The following is a 14,313-nucleotide window of genomic DNA, read 5'->3' on the forward strand; positions in this document are numbered from 1 at the left end:
GCTATAGCGCGACGCCTCGGCGATGGGAACGCGCGGCCATGAAGCCGCACGCTTTACCAGGGCCGTTTTGTCGCGCCGGGCTTGTCGCCCGGCAAGCTTTGCGGTTCTGTGCGTCGCGCATCGCTCCGAAGCGATGCGTATCAGGTCGAAAGGTCGTTCGTGTCGGATATCGGGTCCCAGCCGGTTCAGCATGCGCCTCGGGCTTCGCACAGGCCCGAGCTTTCCGTTGTCGTGCCGGTGCATAATGAAGCCGACAATCTGCCCCGGCTCGTCGAACGCCTGCGGACGGCCCTGACCGGGGAAGTCGCCTCTTGGGAGGTCGTCTTCGTCGACGACGGCAGCGGCGACGGAACGCTGGCCGTGATCCGCGGCCTCAATGCGGCCGATCCCCGGATCAGTGCCGTTTCTTTCAGCCGCAATTTCGGCAAGGAGATCGCGATTGCGGCCGGGCTCGATCACGCACTGGGCGACGCCGTCGTCATCATGGACGCCGATCTCCAGCACCCGCCGGAGACGATCCCCGCCTTCCTCGCCAAATGGCGCGAGGGCTATCTCAACGTCTACGGCCAGCGTACGGATCGCGCGGGCGAGACCCGGATGAAGCGCGGCTTCGCCAAGATATTCTATCGCATCTTCGGTTATTTCGGCGAAACGCCGCTGCCTGAAGGCGCCGGTGATTTCCGCCTGCTCGACCGCAAGGCCGTCGACGCGCTGCGGGCCCTGCCGGAGCGCGCGCGCTTCTCGAAGGGGCTCTATGCCTGGGTCGGCTTCCGCTCGGCAGGCGTGCCTTTCCATGTCGCGGAGCGCGAGCACGGCCAGTCCAAGTTCAAGTATCGCAAGCTGTTCTCCTTCGCCTTCGACGGCCTCTCGTCCTTCTCGACCGTGCCGTTGAAGATCGCGACCTGGTCAGGAGCCATCATCGCCGTCATCGCAACGTTCTCGGCGCTCTACTTCATGCTGCGGACGCTGCTCTTCGGCACCGACCTGCCCGGCTTCCCGTCGCTGATCGTCTCGATCATGTTCTTCTCCGGCATCCAGCTCGTCTCACTCGGCATGATCGGTGAGTATGTCGGACGCATCTTCGCCGAGGTGAAGCGCCGGCCGCTTTACCTGATCGGCGAGCGCGTCGGCTTCGACGCCCGCACCGTCGACCACCCGCGCGGCGACGCCCTGCCGCCGCTGATCCGCTAGACCGCGTCCATGCTGAAAAACATCCTGTCGGTCGGCGGCTATACGCTGATCTCGCGCATCACCGGCTTCGTGCGCGACATCGTGCTGGCCGCGGTACTGGGCGCCGGCGCGACGATGGACGCTTTTTCAGTCGCGCTGCGCCTGCCCAACCACTTCCGCGCCATCTTCGGCGAAGGCGCGGTCAATCAGGCCTATGTGCCGACCTACGCCCAGATCGCCGAGAAGGAGGGGTCGGCGGCGGCCAGTCTCTTCGCCGACCGGCTCTTCACCGTGCAATTGATCGTGCAGGTCGTGCTGCTCGCCCTGGCGCTGCCGCTGATGCCCTGGCTGGTCCGGCTGCTGGCACCCGGCTTCAGCGCGGACCCCGCGGTCTTCGAACTCGCGGTCGCGCTGACGCGGATCACCTTCCCCTATCTGCTGTTCGTGACCATGGTCACCTTTCTCGGCGCGACGCTGAATGCCGTGGAGCGCTATGCCGCCTTCGCCGCGGCGCCGATCCTGCTCAACGTCTTCATCGTCGCGGCGCTGGCCGTGCCCTTCCTGTTTCCAAGTGCGGCTCATGCTGCAGCCTGGGGCGTGGCAATCTCGGGGGTGGCGCAATGGATCCTGCTCTACGTTGCCGCCCGGCGGGCCGGGGTATCGAGCAAGCTGGTTCGCCCGCGCGCGGATGCCGGCGTCCGGCGCTTCCTCAAGATGTTCGGACCGGCCGTGATCGGCTCGGCCGGCGTGCAGATCGCGATCTTCGCCGACACGATCATCGCCTCGCTTTTACCCCGCGGCGGCTATGCGGCGCTCTACTATGCAGAGCGGCTCTATCAGTTGCCCCTCGGGCTGATCGCGATCGCGGTCGGCACCGTCGCGCTCTCCGCGATGAGCCGCGCCATCGCCCGGGGCGACGAGGCCGCCGCCAACCGCGCGCAGAATCGCGCCATCGCGATCTCGCTCGTCGCCAGTGCGCCCTTCGTCGCCGCCTTCGTCGCCGTGCCGGAACTGATGGTAGCGGGCCTGTTCCAGCGCGGAGCCTTCGACGCATCAGCGAGCGCCGCGGCAGGTTCCGTGCTCTTCGCCTATGCGCTCGGCCTGCCGGCGATCGTGATGATACGCGCGCAGGTCTCGGCCTTTCAGGCACGCGGCGACACGACGACGCCGATGCTGGTCGCCCTCGCGGCCATCGCCTGCAATCTCCTGCTGAAGCTGCTGCTCTGGCGCGACTGGGGCGCGCCGGGACTGGCACTCGCGACCGCTGCCGGCGCCTGGGTCAACCTGTTGACGCTGTTCGTGCTGGCGCGCCGCCGCCGCTGGACCGAGCCAGACCGGCGCCTGCCAGGCTTTGCGGGCATCGTCTGCGGTGCTGCGGCGATCTGCGGATTTCTGGCCTGGTGGGGCAAACCTCTGGCGCTGAAGTTCACGGCCGCCCTGCCCTTCGAGCCGCTTCTGATGACAGTGCTGCTGGTGTCCGGCGTCGCGGCCATCGTCTATGCCGTGCTTGCCGGCGGACTGTTGAAGGTGACGGGACTGCTCAGGCTGCTGCGCTAGGAGAGCTTGAACCTCAGCCGTCATTCTCGGACGCAGCGAAGCGCAGACGCGAGCATGACGGAGGGTGTCCTTCAGGCCAGGAAGCGCCCCGCCCCACCAAGCAACGCCGCCGCCTCCGCCACCATGCGCTCGACGAGCTCGCCGGCGCTGGGAATATCGGAGATCAAGCCGGCAGCCTCGCCAAAAATGACAGCGGCCTTGTCGGGATCGCCAGCCATGAAGGCTTCGCGATAGGCCGGGCCTTCGACGGCAATGGCCTCCTTGAGCGCAGCGTCGCGGCCGGCCCAGCTTGCAATGAAAGCGTTATCCGAGACGCGGATGTCGAAGGGACTCGGCCAGTCGAGCTGGCGGGCGATGTCCGGCAGCGACGATCGCACGGTCTGGTCGCCGGTTGCGGCGACGGCTGCTGCGTGGTGGCGCTCATGCACCATCGCCTCGCGGCTCGCCCAGAAGCGCGTCCCGGCGAGCACGCCATCGGCGCCGAGCATCAACGCCGCAGCCAATCCGCGGCCATCGGCGATGCCGCCGGCAGCGACGAGCAGCGTATCGGGACTTTCGCGGGCGATCAGGTCAGCCGCTTCAGGAACGAAGGGCAGCGTCGCGCGGCTGGCACCATGCCCGCCAGCTTCGGAGCCCTGTGCGACGACGATCGCAGCGCCGGCTTCAAGCGCCTGCCGGACATGGACGAGCGACTGGCACTGGCAGATCAGCGGCACGCCGGCAGCCGCGATCTCGACGGCGAAGGGGCGCGGGTCGCCGAAGGAGAGCATCAGCGCGGCCGGCTTATGAGCCAGCGCCTGCGTCAGAAGCTCCGGCTTCTTCGCCATCGACCAGGTGATGAAACCGCAGCCGACCTGCGTATTGCCGGCAGCGGCGAATTGCTGCGCGATCCAGGCCTCATCGCCATAGCCTCCGCCGATGAGGCCGAGGCCGCCGGCGCGCGTGACCGCCGCGGCCAGCGCCCCGCCGCCTGCCAGCGCCATCGGCGCCGACAGGATGGGATGGGCGATGCCGAGGCGTTCGGTCAGTCGCGTGGCGAGGCGCGCCATGGATCGGGCCTTCAGACTCAGGCGGCCTTCGGCTTGCTGTGAGCGTAATCCATGTAGAGTTCGCGAGCGCGGCGGAAGAGCGGGCCGGGCTGGAGCGTGCGGTTGTCGATGCGGGTCACCGGCATGCACTTGGAGTAGTTGCCGGACATGAAGATCTCGTCGGCCTGCTCGAAATCCTCGTAGCGCAGGCTGCATTCCTCGACCGGAATGCCGCTCTCGCGCATCAGCTTGATGACGCGCTGGCGGGTGATGCCGTTCAGGAAGGTGCCGTTCGGAACAGGGGTCTTCACGACGCCGTCCTTGGCGAGGAAGATATTCGAGGTCGCGGTCTCCGCGACATTACCCTGCATGTCGAGCACCAGCGCGTTGTCGAAGCCGGCAGCCTTCGCCACCTTCAGCACGCGGGCATTGTTCGGGTAGAGGCAGCCCGCCTTAGCGTCGGTCGGAGCGGTCTCATAGCTCGGGCGGCGGAAGGCGCCCTTGGTCACCGAGAAGCCGGCGGTCGGCTGCGGCATCGCCGCCTCGAACAGGCAGAGCGCGAACTGGGTGGATTCCGGATCGGGCATGATGGTGGACGGGCCGTCCGCCTCGCCCCAGTACATCGGCTTGACATAGATCGCCGTGCCGGGCGCGAATTTCTTGACGCCCTCGAACATCTTGCCGACGATGAAATCCGCCTCGACGGTCGGCTTCAGGCCGAGCGCCGTCGCCGAGCGATTCACGCGGGCGGCGTGCAGGTCGATATCGGGCGCAACGCCGTCGAAATAGCGGCCGCCGTCGAAGACCGAGGAGCTCTGCCAGAGCACATGGCTGCGCGGACCGACGATGCCGGGGTTGCCCTCATGCCAGGCGCCATCGAACCAGGTCCACGTCTGAGAATACCATGCCATGACGGCGCTCCATTGTAGGCGATTTAACTCCGCCGCACCGTCCTCCCCTCACCGCTCGCCGTCAACATGCGGCGATGCATATCGGGATGACGTGATGTGATGGAAGCAATCGGCCCGCGTGATGGATCAGAAGCCCAGCGCGCGCAGGCCCGAGATTGCGGCCATGCCGACGAGCAGAGCCAGCAACTCGCTGCGCCGCAGGATCATGGTGCCGATCGCCGCCAGCAATGCGATCGCAGCCGCCGCACCCAGCCGCTCGATCAGGGGCAAGACGGTCGCCACGACGATGGAGCCCGGCAGGGCCGCGAGCCCGCGCCGGACATGCGGCGTCAGCGGGATGATACTCATCAGAGCCACGCCGGAGATGCGGCAGAGATAGGTCGCCGCCGCCATCGCAGTGATGGCGATGATCGCGCCCCAGGTGCCGGGATCAGGCAGCGTCATCGCGGAACGCTCCCGTGATCGCGCCGGCAAGCGAGCCGACGATGATGAAGGCATAGCCGTCGACCAGCCGGGCCGTGACCAATGCGACGAGGCCGGCGACGACCCAGGGCACCATGCCCCGCTTGCCGCGCCAGAGCGGCACGATCATCGCGGCGAAGAAGATCGGCATGACGAGGTCGATACCGTAGCGGCGGGGGTCGCTGACGAGCGCGCCGAGCATGTAGCCGCCTCCCGTCGCGACGATCCAGACCAGCCAGAGCGTCAGCCCCGCCCCGATCAGCACGCCGAGATCGCGTCCGCCCTCGGCCCGGTAGCGCGTGCCGATCAGCCAGTTGGCATCGGTGAAGAAGAAGAGGTGGAAGGCGTTGAGTATCTTGGGGTATTTCGCAAACCAGGGCTGCAGCGAGGCGCCCTGCAGCACCATCCGCGCATTGACGGTTGCGGTGACCACCGCGATGCCGGCAATCGCACCCCAGCTCCATTCCGGACGCCAGAGCTCCAGCGAGACCAGTTGCGCGACGCCGGCATAGACGAAGCCGCTCATCAGCATGGTTTCAAAGAAAGACAGCCCCTTGGCTGCAGCGGCTGCACCGAAGGCAACGGCGAAGACGATGATCCCAGGCACCAGCACCGCGACCTTGCGCAAGCCGAGCATCATGCCGGCGGCAGTGATCGGCGCCTCCGAGGCGACCGGTTGCATGTTCGGATCGGCTGACATCACTCTCCACAAGCGGAATGCCTGCACGAACGTCAACGCGCAGGAACGGCGCGCCCGCATGAATTCCGTGCAGGGCGCGACAGTATCCGGCAGGAGTTCTAGAGACGGGCCATGCACTGGTTTGACAATGCCGACGCCATCGCGCCAGCCCTGCCCGCGACCTGGCTCATCCGCACGGATGCTGCTCCACGCAACCTGACGGAGCGTTCCGCGCTGCGGCGCAGCCTCGCGCGGCGGCTCGTGGCGCGCCAGCTCGGGCGCCAGGAGGAGGAGGTCGCCATCGCCCATGACGCGGCCGGACGCCCGCGGCTCGATCTCCCCGGAGGAACCGGCCTCCATCTTTCACTGGCCACGCGGACCGGGGTCGTGGCCGTCGGCCTGGCACGCCAACCCCTCGGGGTCGACGTCGAACAGGTCGATGAACGGGCAACGCCGCCATTCGCCCTGCTGCACCCGGTCGAGCGAGAAGTGCTCGCAGCAGCGGATGCTGCCCAGCGATGCTCGCTCTTTGCCCGCCTCTGGGCCGCGAAGGAGGCCTATGTGAAGGCGCTGGGAACGGGCTTTCGGCGGGCGCCGGAGAGTTTCGCGATATCGCTTCTGTCGGAAACGGCGTTTCGGGTAACCGACGCCTCTATACCCGCCGAGTCCACCGGCACGCTTCGCATCATGAGAAACGGCGGCCATGAGATCATGGCCGCCGCGATCGTCGTTGCCGGCCAGGCTGCAGCCATCAGCCCGCCTGATCGATCGGCTTCCTCTTGAGGGCGTAGGCTACGATGCAGACGAAGGCCGCGCCGAGCACCGCTGCAGTGTAGAACGGCACCTTTGCAGGCATAAGCCCGGCCGGGTTCGTGTCTGAGACCGGCACGCTTTGGACCCAGCTCGGCATGTTGACCTGGAGCCACTGCATCACCGCCATATCGCTGAGCAGCATCTCGCCCGCGATCCAGCCGAGGAGCGCCGCACCGAACCAGATCAGGATCGGGAAGCGCTCGAGGACCGACGACAGCAGGCGGGCGCCGAAGATGATCAGCGGGATCGTCAGCAGCAGGCCGAACACAAACAGCTCGAAATGGCCGCGGGCCGCCGCCGCGATCGCGAGCACGTTGTCGAGGCTCATCACCGCGTCCGCAATGGCGATCGTGCGTACCGCCTTCCAGAGACTGTCGCTGGCTGCGATGTCGCCATGCGCCTCTTCCTCACCCTTAGCGAGCTTGATCGCGATCCAGAACAGGAGCAGCGCGCCGACAACCTTCAGGAAGGGGATATTCAGGAGGTAGCTGACGACCACCGCGAAGATGATGCGCAGGCCCACTGCCGCACCGGCGCCGAGCCAGATGCCGACCTTGCGCTGCTTCTCCGGCAGCGAACGCACGGCGAGCGCGATCACCACCGCGTTGTCGCCCGACAGCAGCAGGTCGATCCAGATGATCTGGAGCAGCGATGTCCAGAAGGCGGAAGATGCGAAATCCATCGGTCAGGTTGCCCCTTTTCGGTTTGTCAGAGAGCCGGGTCGGGCCGGCGTGACTTGATGAAGTAGCCGAGGCCGAGCACGAGCAGCGCGCCCAGGACCGCAGCCGGGTATTCCAGCTTGTGCAGCAGTTCCTCTCCGAAGCGGGCGATCAGCCATGGATCGCTCTCGAACATCTCGCCAGCGACCCAGCCGAGCAGGGCCGCTCCGGCCCAGACCAGGATCGGGAAACGCGTCAGCAGGTTCGTGATCAGCGAAGCACCGAGCACGATCAGCGGAATCGAAATGACAAGGCCGGCGATCAGCAGCGGGATCGAATCCTTGGCGACGGCCGCGATGGCCAGCACGTTGTCGAGGCTCATCACGATGTCCGCAATGGCCACCGTCTGCACTGCCTTCCAGAGCTTGCTGCTGGCCGCGATCGAATCCTCGTCCTGGCCCTCGTCCTCGACGATCAGCTTCACCGCGATCCAGATGAGCAAGCCGGCGCCGACAATCCGCAGGAAAGGCGTGTTCAGGAGCGAAGCGATCAGCACCGTGAAGAGCACACGCAGGACGACCGCAACACCGGCGCCGAGCGCGATGCCCTTGGTCCGCTGCGCGGGCGCCAACGCGCGACAGGCGAGCGCGATGACAACGGCGTTGTCGCCAGAAAGCACGATATTGAGCAGCACGATCTCGGCCAGCTTGCCCCAGGCCAGGGGATCGACGAAGGACACCGACGACAGATCCATCACTTCAAATCCTTGCCTTCACATCACCTTGCGGCAGCCGGCCGGGGCCACGCTAGAGCGCCTGCTCGACCGCCCTGCCTGCGGCTTCCGTGCCGAGCGAGCCGCCGAGATCGCGGGTCCGGGTCCGGGCATCGCCGAGCGCGCGCTCGATCGCGGCCTCGATGCCCTTGGCGGCCTCGTGCTCGCCGAGATGGTCCAGCATCATCGCGCCCGACCAGATCATGCCGACGGGGTTGGCGATGCCCTGCCCGGCGATGTCTGGCGCCGAGCCGTGGACCGGCTCGAACAGCGAGGGATAGTCGCCGGTCGGGTTGATATTGCCGGACGGAGCGATGCCGATCGTGCCGGTGCAGGCCGGGCCGAGATCGGAGAGAATATCGCCGAACAGATTGGAAGCGACGACCACGTCGAAACGGTCCGGGTTCAGCACGAAATGCGCGGTCAGGATGTCGATATGGTACTGGTCGACGGCGACGCCCGGATAGTTCTTCGCCATCTCCTTCACCCGCTCGTCCCAATAGGGCATGGTGATCGAGATCCCGTTCGACTTGGTGGCGGAGGTCAGCTTCTTGCGCGGGCGGCGCTGGGCCAGCTCGAAGGCGTATTTCAGCACGCGGTCGACACCGACGCGGCTCATCACCGTCTCCTGGATGACGATCTCGCGCTCGGTGCCGGCATACATGCGCCCGCCGACCGAAGAATACTCGCCCTCGGTGTTCTCGCGCACGACGAAGAAGTCGATGTCACCCGGCTTGCGGTTGGCGAGCGGGCCCGGCACACCCGGCATCAGCCGGACCGGGCGCAGGTTGACATACTGGTCGAACTCGCGCCGGAACAGCAGCAGCGACCCCCAGAGCGAAATATGGTCCGGCACCTGATGGGGCATGCCGACGGCGCCGAAATAGATCGCGTCGTGGCCGCCGATCGCTTCCTTCCAGTCGTCCGGCAGCATCTTGCCGTGCTTGGCGTAGTAGTCGCAGGAGGAGAAATCGAACTCGTCGAGGCGCAGTTCGAAGCCGTATTTCTTGGAGGCTGCAGCAAGCACGCGCAGGCCCTCGGGCATCACTTCCTTGCCGATGCCGTCGCCGGGGATCACGGCGATGCGGTAAACGCGATTGGTCCTGGTCATGCGGTTTCTCCGAAGAAAGCCTCGAACTCCGCGGCGACGAGATCGGGAACCTCCTCCGCGAGATAATGTCCGCCCGGCAGGGCACGGCCGCGCACATCCTGCACACGCTCGCGCCACAAGGTCAGAGGGTCGAAACACTTGCCGATGATGCCGCGCTCGCCCCAGAGCGCGAGCAGCGGACAGGCGAGCTTCCGGCCGGCATCGCCATCGTCGTGGGCGATGTCGATCGTCGCGGCGGCGCGATAGTCCTCGCAGCTCGCATGGATCATCGCGGGATCGCGGAAGCAGCGCAGGTATTCCTGCAGCGCCTCGGGCTCGAACAGGCGCATGTCGGAGGCGCGCCGGCTCGTCCAGTAGAAATCCGGATCGCTCCCGATCATCCGCTCCGGCAGCGGCGCAGGCTGGATCAGGAAGAACCAGTGCCAGTAGGCGCGGGCGAAGGAATCGGTCGCGTCGCGATACATCTCGCGCGTCGGTGCGATGTCGAGGGTCGCGAGCTTCAGCACCCGCTCGCCATGATCGAGCGCCAGCCGATGCGCGACACGGGCGCCGCGATCATGCGAGCCGACGAAGAAGCGCGCATACCCAAGCGCGCTCATGACCTCGGCCATGTCCTGCGCCATGGCGCGTTTCGCATAGGGCGAGTGCTCGGTGTCGCTCGGCGGCTTGTCGGAATCGCCGTAGCCGCGCAGGTCCGGGCAGATCAGGGTGAAGCGCTCGGCCAATCGCGGGGCAATCCGGCGCCACATCACATGGGTCTGCGGATAGCCGTGCAGCAGCAGGAGCGGCGGCCCCTCTCCACCCGCCCGCACGCGAATCCGCGGCCCTGACGTCTGAACGTCGAGCAGGCGAAAACCGGGGAACAGATTGTCCCTGACGGGACGTTCGGTGAGGCTCATAGGACCGCGAAGATGCAAGAATGCGCAGCGGATACCCCGAAAACTCCGGGATTGCTCGCACGGATTATTACATAATGTCGATCAATGGTGAGTCCGGTTTAAGTGGCGCACGCACCAAAGCCCCGCCGTCATGCTCGCCCTTGTGACAAGCATCCCGTCGTGGACGCAGCCTTCGGCCGGCGAAGACATGGTCGGGACAAGCCCGACCGTGACGACGTAGCGTTGTCAGCCGCGCAGCGTCGCGCCGTAGCGCTTGCCGATCTCGGCGACAATCTTGCTGCCGACAGCCTCGATCTCGGCCTCGGTCAGCGTCTTCTCGGTCGGCTGGAGCGTGACCGCCAAGGCGACCGACTTCTTGCCGGCATCGACGCCCGCGCCCTCATAGAGATCGAAGACGCCGACATTGGCGACGAGCGCGCGATCAGCGCCCTGCGCCGTCTTGACCATGTCGCCCGCTGCCACCGCCTTGTCGACGATAAAGGCGAAGTCGCGCGTCACCGGCTGGAAGTCGGAGAGAGCGAGCTTCGGCCTCACCTTGGTCGGCTTGGCCTTGGGCAGAGGCAGCGCGTCGAGATGGATCTCGAAGGCGACCAGCGGCCCCTTGACGTCCAGTGCCTTGAGGATCTTGGGATGGACCTCGCCGAAGGCGCCGATCACACCCCTGGGGCCGAACTGGAGCGTGGCCGAGCGGCCGGGATGAGCCCAGGCCGGGCCGCCCGCGACGATCTGGAGGCCGCCCGTCGGGATGCCCAGCCCCGAAAGCAGACCGAGCACGTCCGCCTTGGCGTCGAAAACGTCGACATTCTTCGCCCCGCCATCCCAGCGACGGCCAGTGCCGTCCAGGCGGGCGGTTCCGCGGCGCAGGCCGGCCGCGGCGATGAGCTGTCCTTCCGGCTCGTCGCTCCTGAAGACCTGCCCGACCTCGAACAGTGCGATATCGGGGAAGCCGCGATCGGCATTGCTCTGCGCGGCGCGGATCAGGCCGGGCAACAGCGAGGGCCGCATATCCGAGAGATCGGCCGCGATCGGGTTGGCAAGCGCGAGCCTGGGCGAGCCGCCGCCGAAGAGTTTCGCCTGATCATGCGAGATGAAGGACCAGGTCACAGCCTCGACGAGGCCACGTGCCGCAAGCGTGCGCTTGGCCATGCGAGTGCGCTTCTGAAGCACGGTCAGAACCGGCTTGACGACCTCGCCCTTGATGCGCGGCAGCGGCGTCGAGGCGACGCGGTCGAGGCCGGCGATGCGGACGATCTCTTCGACGAGATCGGCCTTGCCGCCGACGTCGGCACGCCAGGACGGCGGAGCAACCTTGACCCGGTCACCCACACCCGAGACGTGGAAGCCGAGTGAGGTCAGCGCCAGCTTCATCTCAGCCTGCGGCAGGTCAAGCCCGGTGAGGCGCTTGACCTCGGACCAGGGGAAGTCGATCGCGGCCGGGCTGTCGGGCAGGTCACCGACAAACTCCATCTCGGACGCCTCGCCGCCGCAGAGTTCGATCACCAGCGCGGTGGCGAGATCGAGGCCGAGACGCGCGAAATCGGGATCGACGCCGCGCTCGAAGCGATAGCGGGCGTCGGAATTGATGCCGAGAGCCCGCCCGGAGCGAGCGATGTTCAGCGGGTCCCAGAGCGCGCTCTCGATCAGCACGTCGGTGGTCGTCTCGCTGCTGCCCGAGGCCTCGCCGCCCATGATGCCGGCGAGCGACTCGACGCCATGCTCGTCGGCGATCACGACCTGCTCGTCGGTCAGCGTATAAGTCTTGCCGTCGAGGGCGAGGATCGTCTCGCCCGCCTTGGCGCGGCGGACGGTCAGATTGCCCTTCACCTTGGCGGCATCGAAGACGTGCAGGGGCCGGTTGCGATCGAGCGTCATGAAATTGGTGATGTCGACCAGCGCGTTGATGGGGCGCAGGCCGACAGCGCGCAGGCGCGCCTGCAACCAGTCCGGCGAGGGGCCGTTCCTGACGCCGCGCACCAGGCGCAGCGCGAAGGCCGGGCAGAGCCTCCGATCGTCCTCGGCGAAATCGAGCGTGACCTTGACCGGGCACGGGAAGGAGCCGCGAACCGGCTGGACCGCCTGCGACTTGAGCTTGCCGAGGCCGGCGGCGGCAAGATCGCGGGCAATACCGGCAACGCCGAGCGCGTCGGCGCGGTTCGGCGTCACGGCGATCTCGATCACGGCATCGTCGAGACCGGCATAGAGGGCGTAGGGCTTGCCCACGGGCGCATCCGCCGGCAGTTCGATGATGCCGTCATGGTCGTCGGACAATTCGAGTTCGGCCTCCGAGACCAGCATGCCGTTCGATTCGACGCCGCGGATGACGCCCTTGCCGAGCGTGACCTTCTTGCCGGGGATGTAGCTGCCCGGCGGCGAGAACACGCCCTTCATGCCGGTGCGGGCGTTCGGCGCGCCGCAAACCACCTGCACAGGCTCACCGGCGCCGGTATCGACCATGCAGACGCGCAGGCGGTCGGCATTCGGATGCTGCTTCGCCTCGATGACATAGGCGATGGTGAAGGCCGAGAGCGCGGCGGCGCGATCCTCGATCGCCTCGACCTCGAGGCCGACACGGGTCAGGGTTTCGGCGATCTCCGTAACGGAGGCGTCGGTGTCGAGATGCTCTTTGAGCCAGGAGATCGTGAACTTCATGCGTCTACGTCCATCGGGGCGAGAACTTCCACCAGACGGAAGCGTTCGCAAAGCAAGGGCATGTCGGGGCTGAAGACACCGGCGCGCCGGAAATAGGATTCGTGGGCGTCCCGCCAGAAGGCCAGGGAGCGGTCTCCCTCCCCTTCGTCGAAGGCGAAGGCCTCGTCAACTTCGTCGAAGCGGCGGGGGATGAGTTCGAGCGTCTCGATGACGCAGACGGGCCGCCCCGTGCCGTCGAGCACGATCCAAAGCTCATTGAGCTTGGGGCAGTCGGGCGCATCGAGCGTGTTCACCGTCGCGATCTTGCGGCCGCTGACGACCAGCGCCGCGAGTTCCGTCGCCAGTTCTGGACTGTCGCCGAAGGAGAAGCTCGGGCAATCGCGATAGCGTTCGGGCACGGATGCGTTCAGGTCAGCGGCCATCGCGCCCCGCCTGTGCCGGCGCCGACGGCAGCGCATCGTTGAGCTGGTTGGCGCCGTCCGTACGGATCTTCATCGCGTTGCCGCGCCAGCTCACCTCGCCGCCGATGAAGGCGTAGGCCCAGATGCCGGGGAAGGCAATGTCACGCGCCAGCATGGCGAAAGGCGAGCGCCAGTTCAGGAACCAACCGAGACTGGCCGAGAGCAGAATGTCGCCGACATACCAGACGAGCACCACGAGGAGCGGCGCAAGCCAGACTGACAGGCCAAACGCCGAAGCGCCGCACGCGGCGAGCACAGCGGCGAGGAACGGCGTGGAGAGGATCTCCAGCGCGAAGAAGGGCAGGAAGGTCACGCGCCGCAGACGCGCCCAGCGGAACTGGCGCTGGACGGCGTCCCTCAGTCGGCGCCGGCCAAGCGGCTGCTCGAAGGGCTGACCGACGAGATGGACCTGCCGGCCGGTATTGCGCACCAGCTTGGTCGAGGCGGCATCCTCGGCGATCTCGGCGCCGAGCGCGGCAATGCCGCCATTGGCGTCGAGGAAGGGCTTGTTCCAGAGCATCGACTTGCCCTGCGCGAAGCCGAGACCGAGCGCCTCGCCGACATATTGCCAGCGCGCCTGGAAGGCATTGAGGAAGGCGCACTCGACCTCGGCACCGAAGCACAGCGGCCGGGAGCCGGCCGGCGTCGAGCAGACAAGACCGGTCGTCGGCTGCCACGCCGCGAGCATCCGCTGGATATAGTCCCGGGGCATCAGCACGTTGGAATCGGCGAGGATGACCCAGTCGGTCGGAGCCGCCTCCCAGCCGCGCACGCAGTTGTTGAGCTTGGGATTGGCGCTGACCGGCACGTCGCCGACGATCAGGCGGACCTTCTCGGCGCCGTAGATGCTGATCAGTTCCTTGATCAGCGGGATGATCGGGTCATTCGCGTCGGCAACGCAGAAGATCGTGCTGTAGCGGGGATAGTCGAGCTCGAGGCCCGAAACCGCGGTCTCGCGACTGAAGGCCTCGATGCCGCGCACGGGCCGGACGATCGTGACCGGCGGCAATTCGTCGAGCAGGGCTGAGCGCTGCAGGGGCCGGCGCAGCCGCCAGAGCGCGATGACCTGGCTCGCCAGGTTCATCACGACCAGCAGCACGGCGATCGCCGCCGCCCAGCCCGCAGGCGTCATCGCGCCCTCC

At 66.9% G+C, this 14,313-nt stretch carries 14 protein-coding genes; 3 read left to right on the top strand and 11 right to left on the bottom strand.

The genetic code is table 11. The features are described 5' to 3' along the window. Positions 1-168 precede the first annotated feature (168 nt). Together J0I42_RS02405 and murJ are read left to right on the top strand one after the other, a co-directional pair. Complete coding sequence (locus J0I42_RS02405) at positions 169-1,191, top strand: glycosyltransferase family 2 protein (protein ID WP_291652672.1); 1,023 nt, start codon at positions 169-171, stop codon at positions 1,189-1,191. 9 nt (positions 1,192-1,200) lie between these two features. After that, positions 1,201-2,727: a murein biosynthesis integral membrane protein MurJ gene (gene murJ, locus J0I42_RS02410; protein WP_291652402.1), complete on the top strand. Its 1,527-nt coding sequence runs from the start codon at positions 1,201-1,203 to the stop codon at positions 2,725-2,727. 71 nt (positions 2,728-2,798) lie between these two features. On the opposite strand, the gene J0I42_RS02415 is transcribed toward murJ, so the two are convergent. The 4 genes from J0I42_RS02415 to J0I42_RS02430 form a co-directional block, all read right to left on the bottom strand. Beyond that, the gene (locus tag J0I42_RS02415) at positions 2,799-3,776 is read right to left on the bottom strand and encodes an NAD(P)H-dependent flavin oxidoreductase (RefSeq protein WP_291652404.1); all 978 of its coding nucleotides are present in this window, start codon (positions 3,774-3,776) and stop codon (positions 2,799-2,801) included. 17 nt (positions 3,777-3,793) lie between these two features. Continuing rightward, the gene (locus tag J0I42_RS02420) at positions 3,794-4,666 is read right to left on the bottom strand and encodes a branched-chain amino acid aminotransferase (RefSeq protein ID WP_291652406.1); all 873 of its coding nucleotides are present in this window, start codon (positions 4,664-4,666) and stop codon (positions 3,794-3,796) included. 126 nt (positions 4,667-4,792) lie between these two features. Further along, positions 4,793-5,110, bottom strand: coding sequence for an AzlD family protein (locus J0I42_RS02425; protein ID WP_291652407.1), 318 nt, complete (start codon positions 5,108-5,110; stop codon positions 4,793-4,795). Beyond that, complete coding sequence (locus J0I42_RS02430; RefSeq protein ID WP_291652409.1) at positions 5,097-5,828, bottom strand: AzlC family ABC transporter permease; 732 nt, start codon at positions 5,826-5,828, stop codon at positions 5,097-5,099. The genes J0I42_RS02425 and J0I42_RS02430 overlap by 14 nt, the downstream gene beginning before the upstream one ends. Before the next feature lie 240 nt (positions 5,829-6,068). Between J0I42_RS02430 and J0I42_RS02435 the strand changes: the two genes are divergently transcribed. Then, on the top strand, positions 6,069-6,590 hold the full coding sequence (locus J0I42_RS02435; protein ID WP_291652411.1) for a 4'-phosphopantetheinyl transferase family protein: 522 nt from the start codon (positions 6,069-6,071) through the stop codon (positions 6,588-6,590). Here the strand turns inward: J0I42_RS02435 and J0I42_RS02440 are convergent. From J0I42_RS02440 to J0I42_RS02470, 7 genes are all read right to left on the bottom strand, one after another. Continuing rightward, the gene (locus J0I42_RS02440) at positions 6,559-7,302 is read right to left on the bottom strand and encodes a TerC family protein (protein WP_291652413.1); all 744 of its coding nucleotides are present in this window, start codon (positions 7,300-7,302) and stop codon (positions 6,559-6,561) included. The genes J0I42_RS02435 and J0I42_RS02440 overlap by 32 nt on opposite strands. A gap of 26 nt (positions 7,303-7,328) precedes the next feature. Next, a complete protein-coding gene (locus J0I42_RS02445; RefSeq protein ID WP_291652415.1) occupies positions 7,329-8,033 on the bottom strand; it encodes a TerC family protein in 705 nt (234 codons plus the stop codon). A 52-nt stretch (positions 8,034-8,085) separates the two neighbouring features. Next, the gene (locus tag J0I42_RS02450) at positions 8,086-9,162 is read right to left on the bottom strand and encodes a tartrate dehydrogenase (RefSeq protein WP_291652417.1); all 1,077 of its coding nucleotides are present in this window, start codon (positions 9,160-9,162) and stop codon (positions 8,086-8,088) included. Next, positions 9,159-10,061 carry an alpha/beta fold hydrolase gene (locus J0I42_RS02455; protein WP_291652419.1) on the bottom strand — a complete coding sequence of 301 codons (903 nt, stop codon included), beginning with the start codon at positions 10,059-10,061 and terminating at the stop codon, positions 9,159-9,161. The genes J0I42_RS02450 and J0I42_RS02455 overlap by 4 nt, the downstream gene beginning before the upstream one ends. Before the next feature lie 225 nt (positions 10,062-10,286). Then, positions 10,287-12,710: a phenylalanine--tRNA ligase subunit beta gene (gene pheT, locus J0I42_RS02460; RefSeq protein ID WP_291652421.1), complete on the bottom strand. Its 2,424-nt coding sequence runs from the start codon at positions 12,708-12,710 to the stop codon at positions 10,287-10,289. Next, entirely contained in the window at positions 12,707-13,132 is a 426-nt protein-coding gene (locus J0I42_RS02465) for an ASCH domain-containing protein (RefSeq protein WP_291652422.1), read from the bottom strand. The genes pheT and J0I42_RS02465 overlap by 4 nt, the downstream gene beginning before the upstream one ends. Continuing rightward, entirely contained in the window at positions 13,122-14,303 is a 1,182-nt protein-coding gene (locus J0I42_RS02470) for a ceramide glucosyltransferase (protein WP_291652424.1), read from the bottom strand. Before J0I42_RS02470 ends, J0I42_RS02465 begins: the two co-directional genes overlap by 11 nt. Positions 14,304-14,313: the final 10 nt, after the last annotated feature.

Origin of the sequence: Allobosea sp., from assembly GCF_017308015.1 — a bacterium.
Lineage (GTDB): Bacteria > Pseudomonadota > Alphaproteobacteria > Rhizobiales > Beijerinckiaceae > Allobosea.

What these genes read in the sequence shown, in the direction of transcription:
- murJ (WP_291652402.1), top strand. Translation starts at nt 1,201, where the DNA reads ATGCTGAAAAACATCCTGTCGGTCGGCGGCTATACGCTGATCTCGCGC.
- J0I42_RS02415 (WP_291652404.1), bottom strand. Translation starts at nt 3,776, where the DNA reads ATGGCGCGCCTCGCCACGCGACTGACCGAACGCCTCGGCATCGCCCAT.
- J0I42_RS02420 (WP_291652406.1), bottom strand. Translation starts at nt 4,666, where the DNA reads ATGGCATGGTATTCTCAGACGTGGACCTGGTTCGATGGCGCCTGGCAT.
- J0I42_RS02425 (WP_291652407.1), bottom strand. Translation starts at nt 5,110, where the DNA reads ATGACGCTGCCTGATCCCGGCACCTGGGGCGCGATCATCGCCATCACT.
- J0I42_RS02430 (WP_291652409.1), bottom strand. Translation starts at nt 5,828, where the DNA reads ATGTCAGCCGATCCGAACATGCAACCGGTCGCCTCGGAGGCGCCGATC.
- J0I42_RS02440 (WP_291652413.1), bottom strand. Translation starts at nt 7,302, where the DNA reads ATGGATTTCGCATCTTCCGCCTTCTGGACATCGCTGCTCCAGATCATC.
- J0I42_RS02445 (WP_291652415.1), bottom strand. Translation starts at nt 8,033, where the DNA reads ATGGATCTGTCGTCGGTGTCCTTCGTCGATCCCCTGGCCTGGGGCAAG.
- J0I42_RS02450 (WP_291652417.1), bottom strand. Translation starts at nt 9,162, where the DNA reads ATGACCAGGACCAATCGCGTTTACCGCATCGCCGTGATCCCCGGCGAC.
- J0I42_RS02455 (WP_291652419.1), bottom strand. Translation starts at nt 10,061, where the DNA reads ATGAGCCTCACCGAACGTCCCGTCAGGGACAATCTGTTCCCCGGTTTT.
- pheT (WP_291652421.1), bottom strand. Translation starts at nt 12,710, where the DNA reads ATGAAGTTCACGATCTCCTGGCTCAAAGAGCATCTCGACACCGACGCC.
- J0I42_RS02465 (WP_291652422.1), bottom strand. Translation starts at nt 13,132, where the DNA reads ATGGCCGCTGACCTGAACGCATCCGTGCCCGAACGCTATCGCGATTGC.
- J0I42_RS02470 (WP_291652424.1), bottom strand. Translation starts at nt 14,303, where the DNA reads ATGACGCCTGCGGGCTGGGCGGCGGCGATCGCCGTGCTGCTGGTCGTG.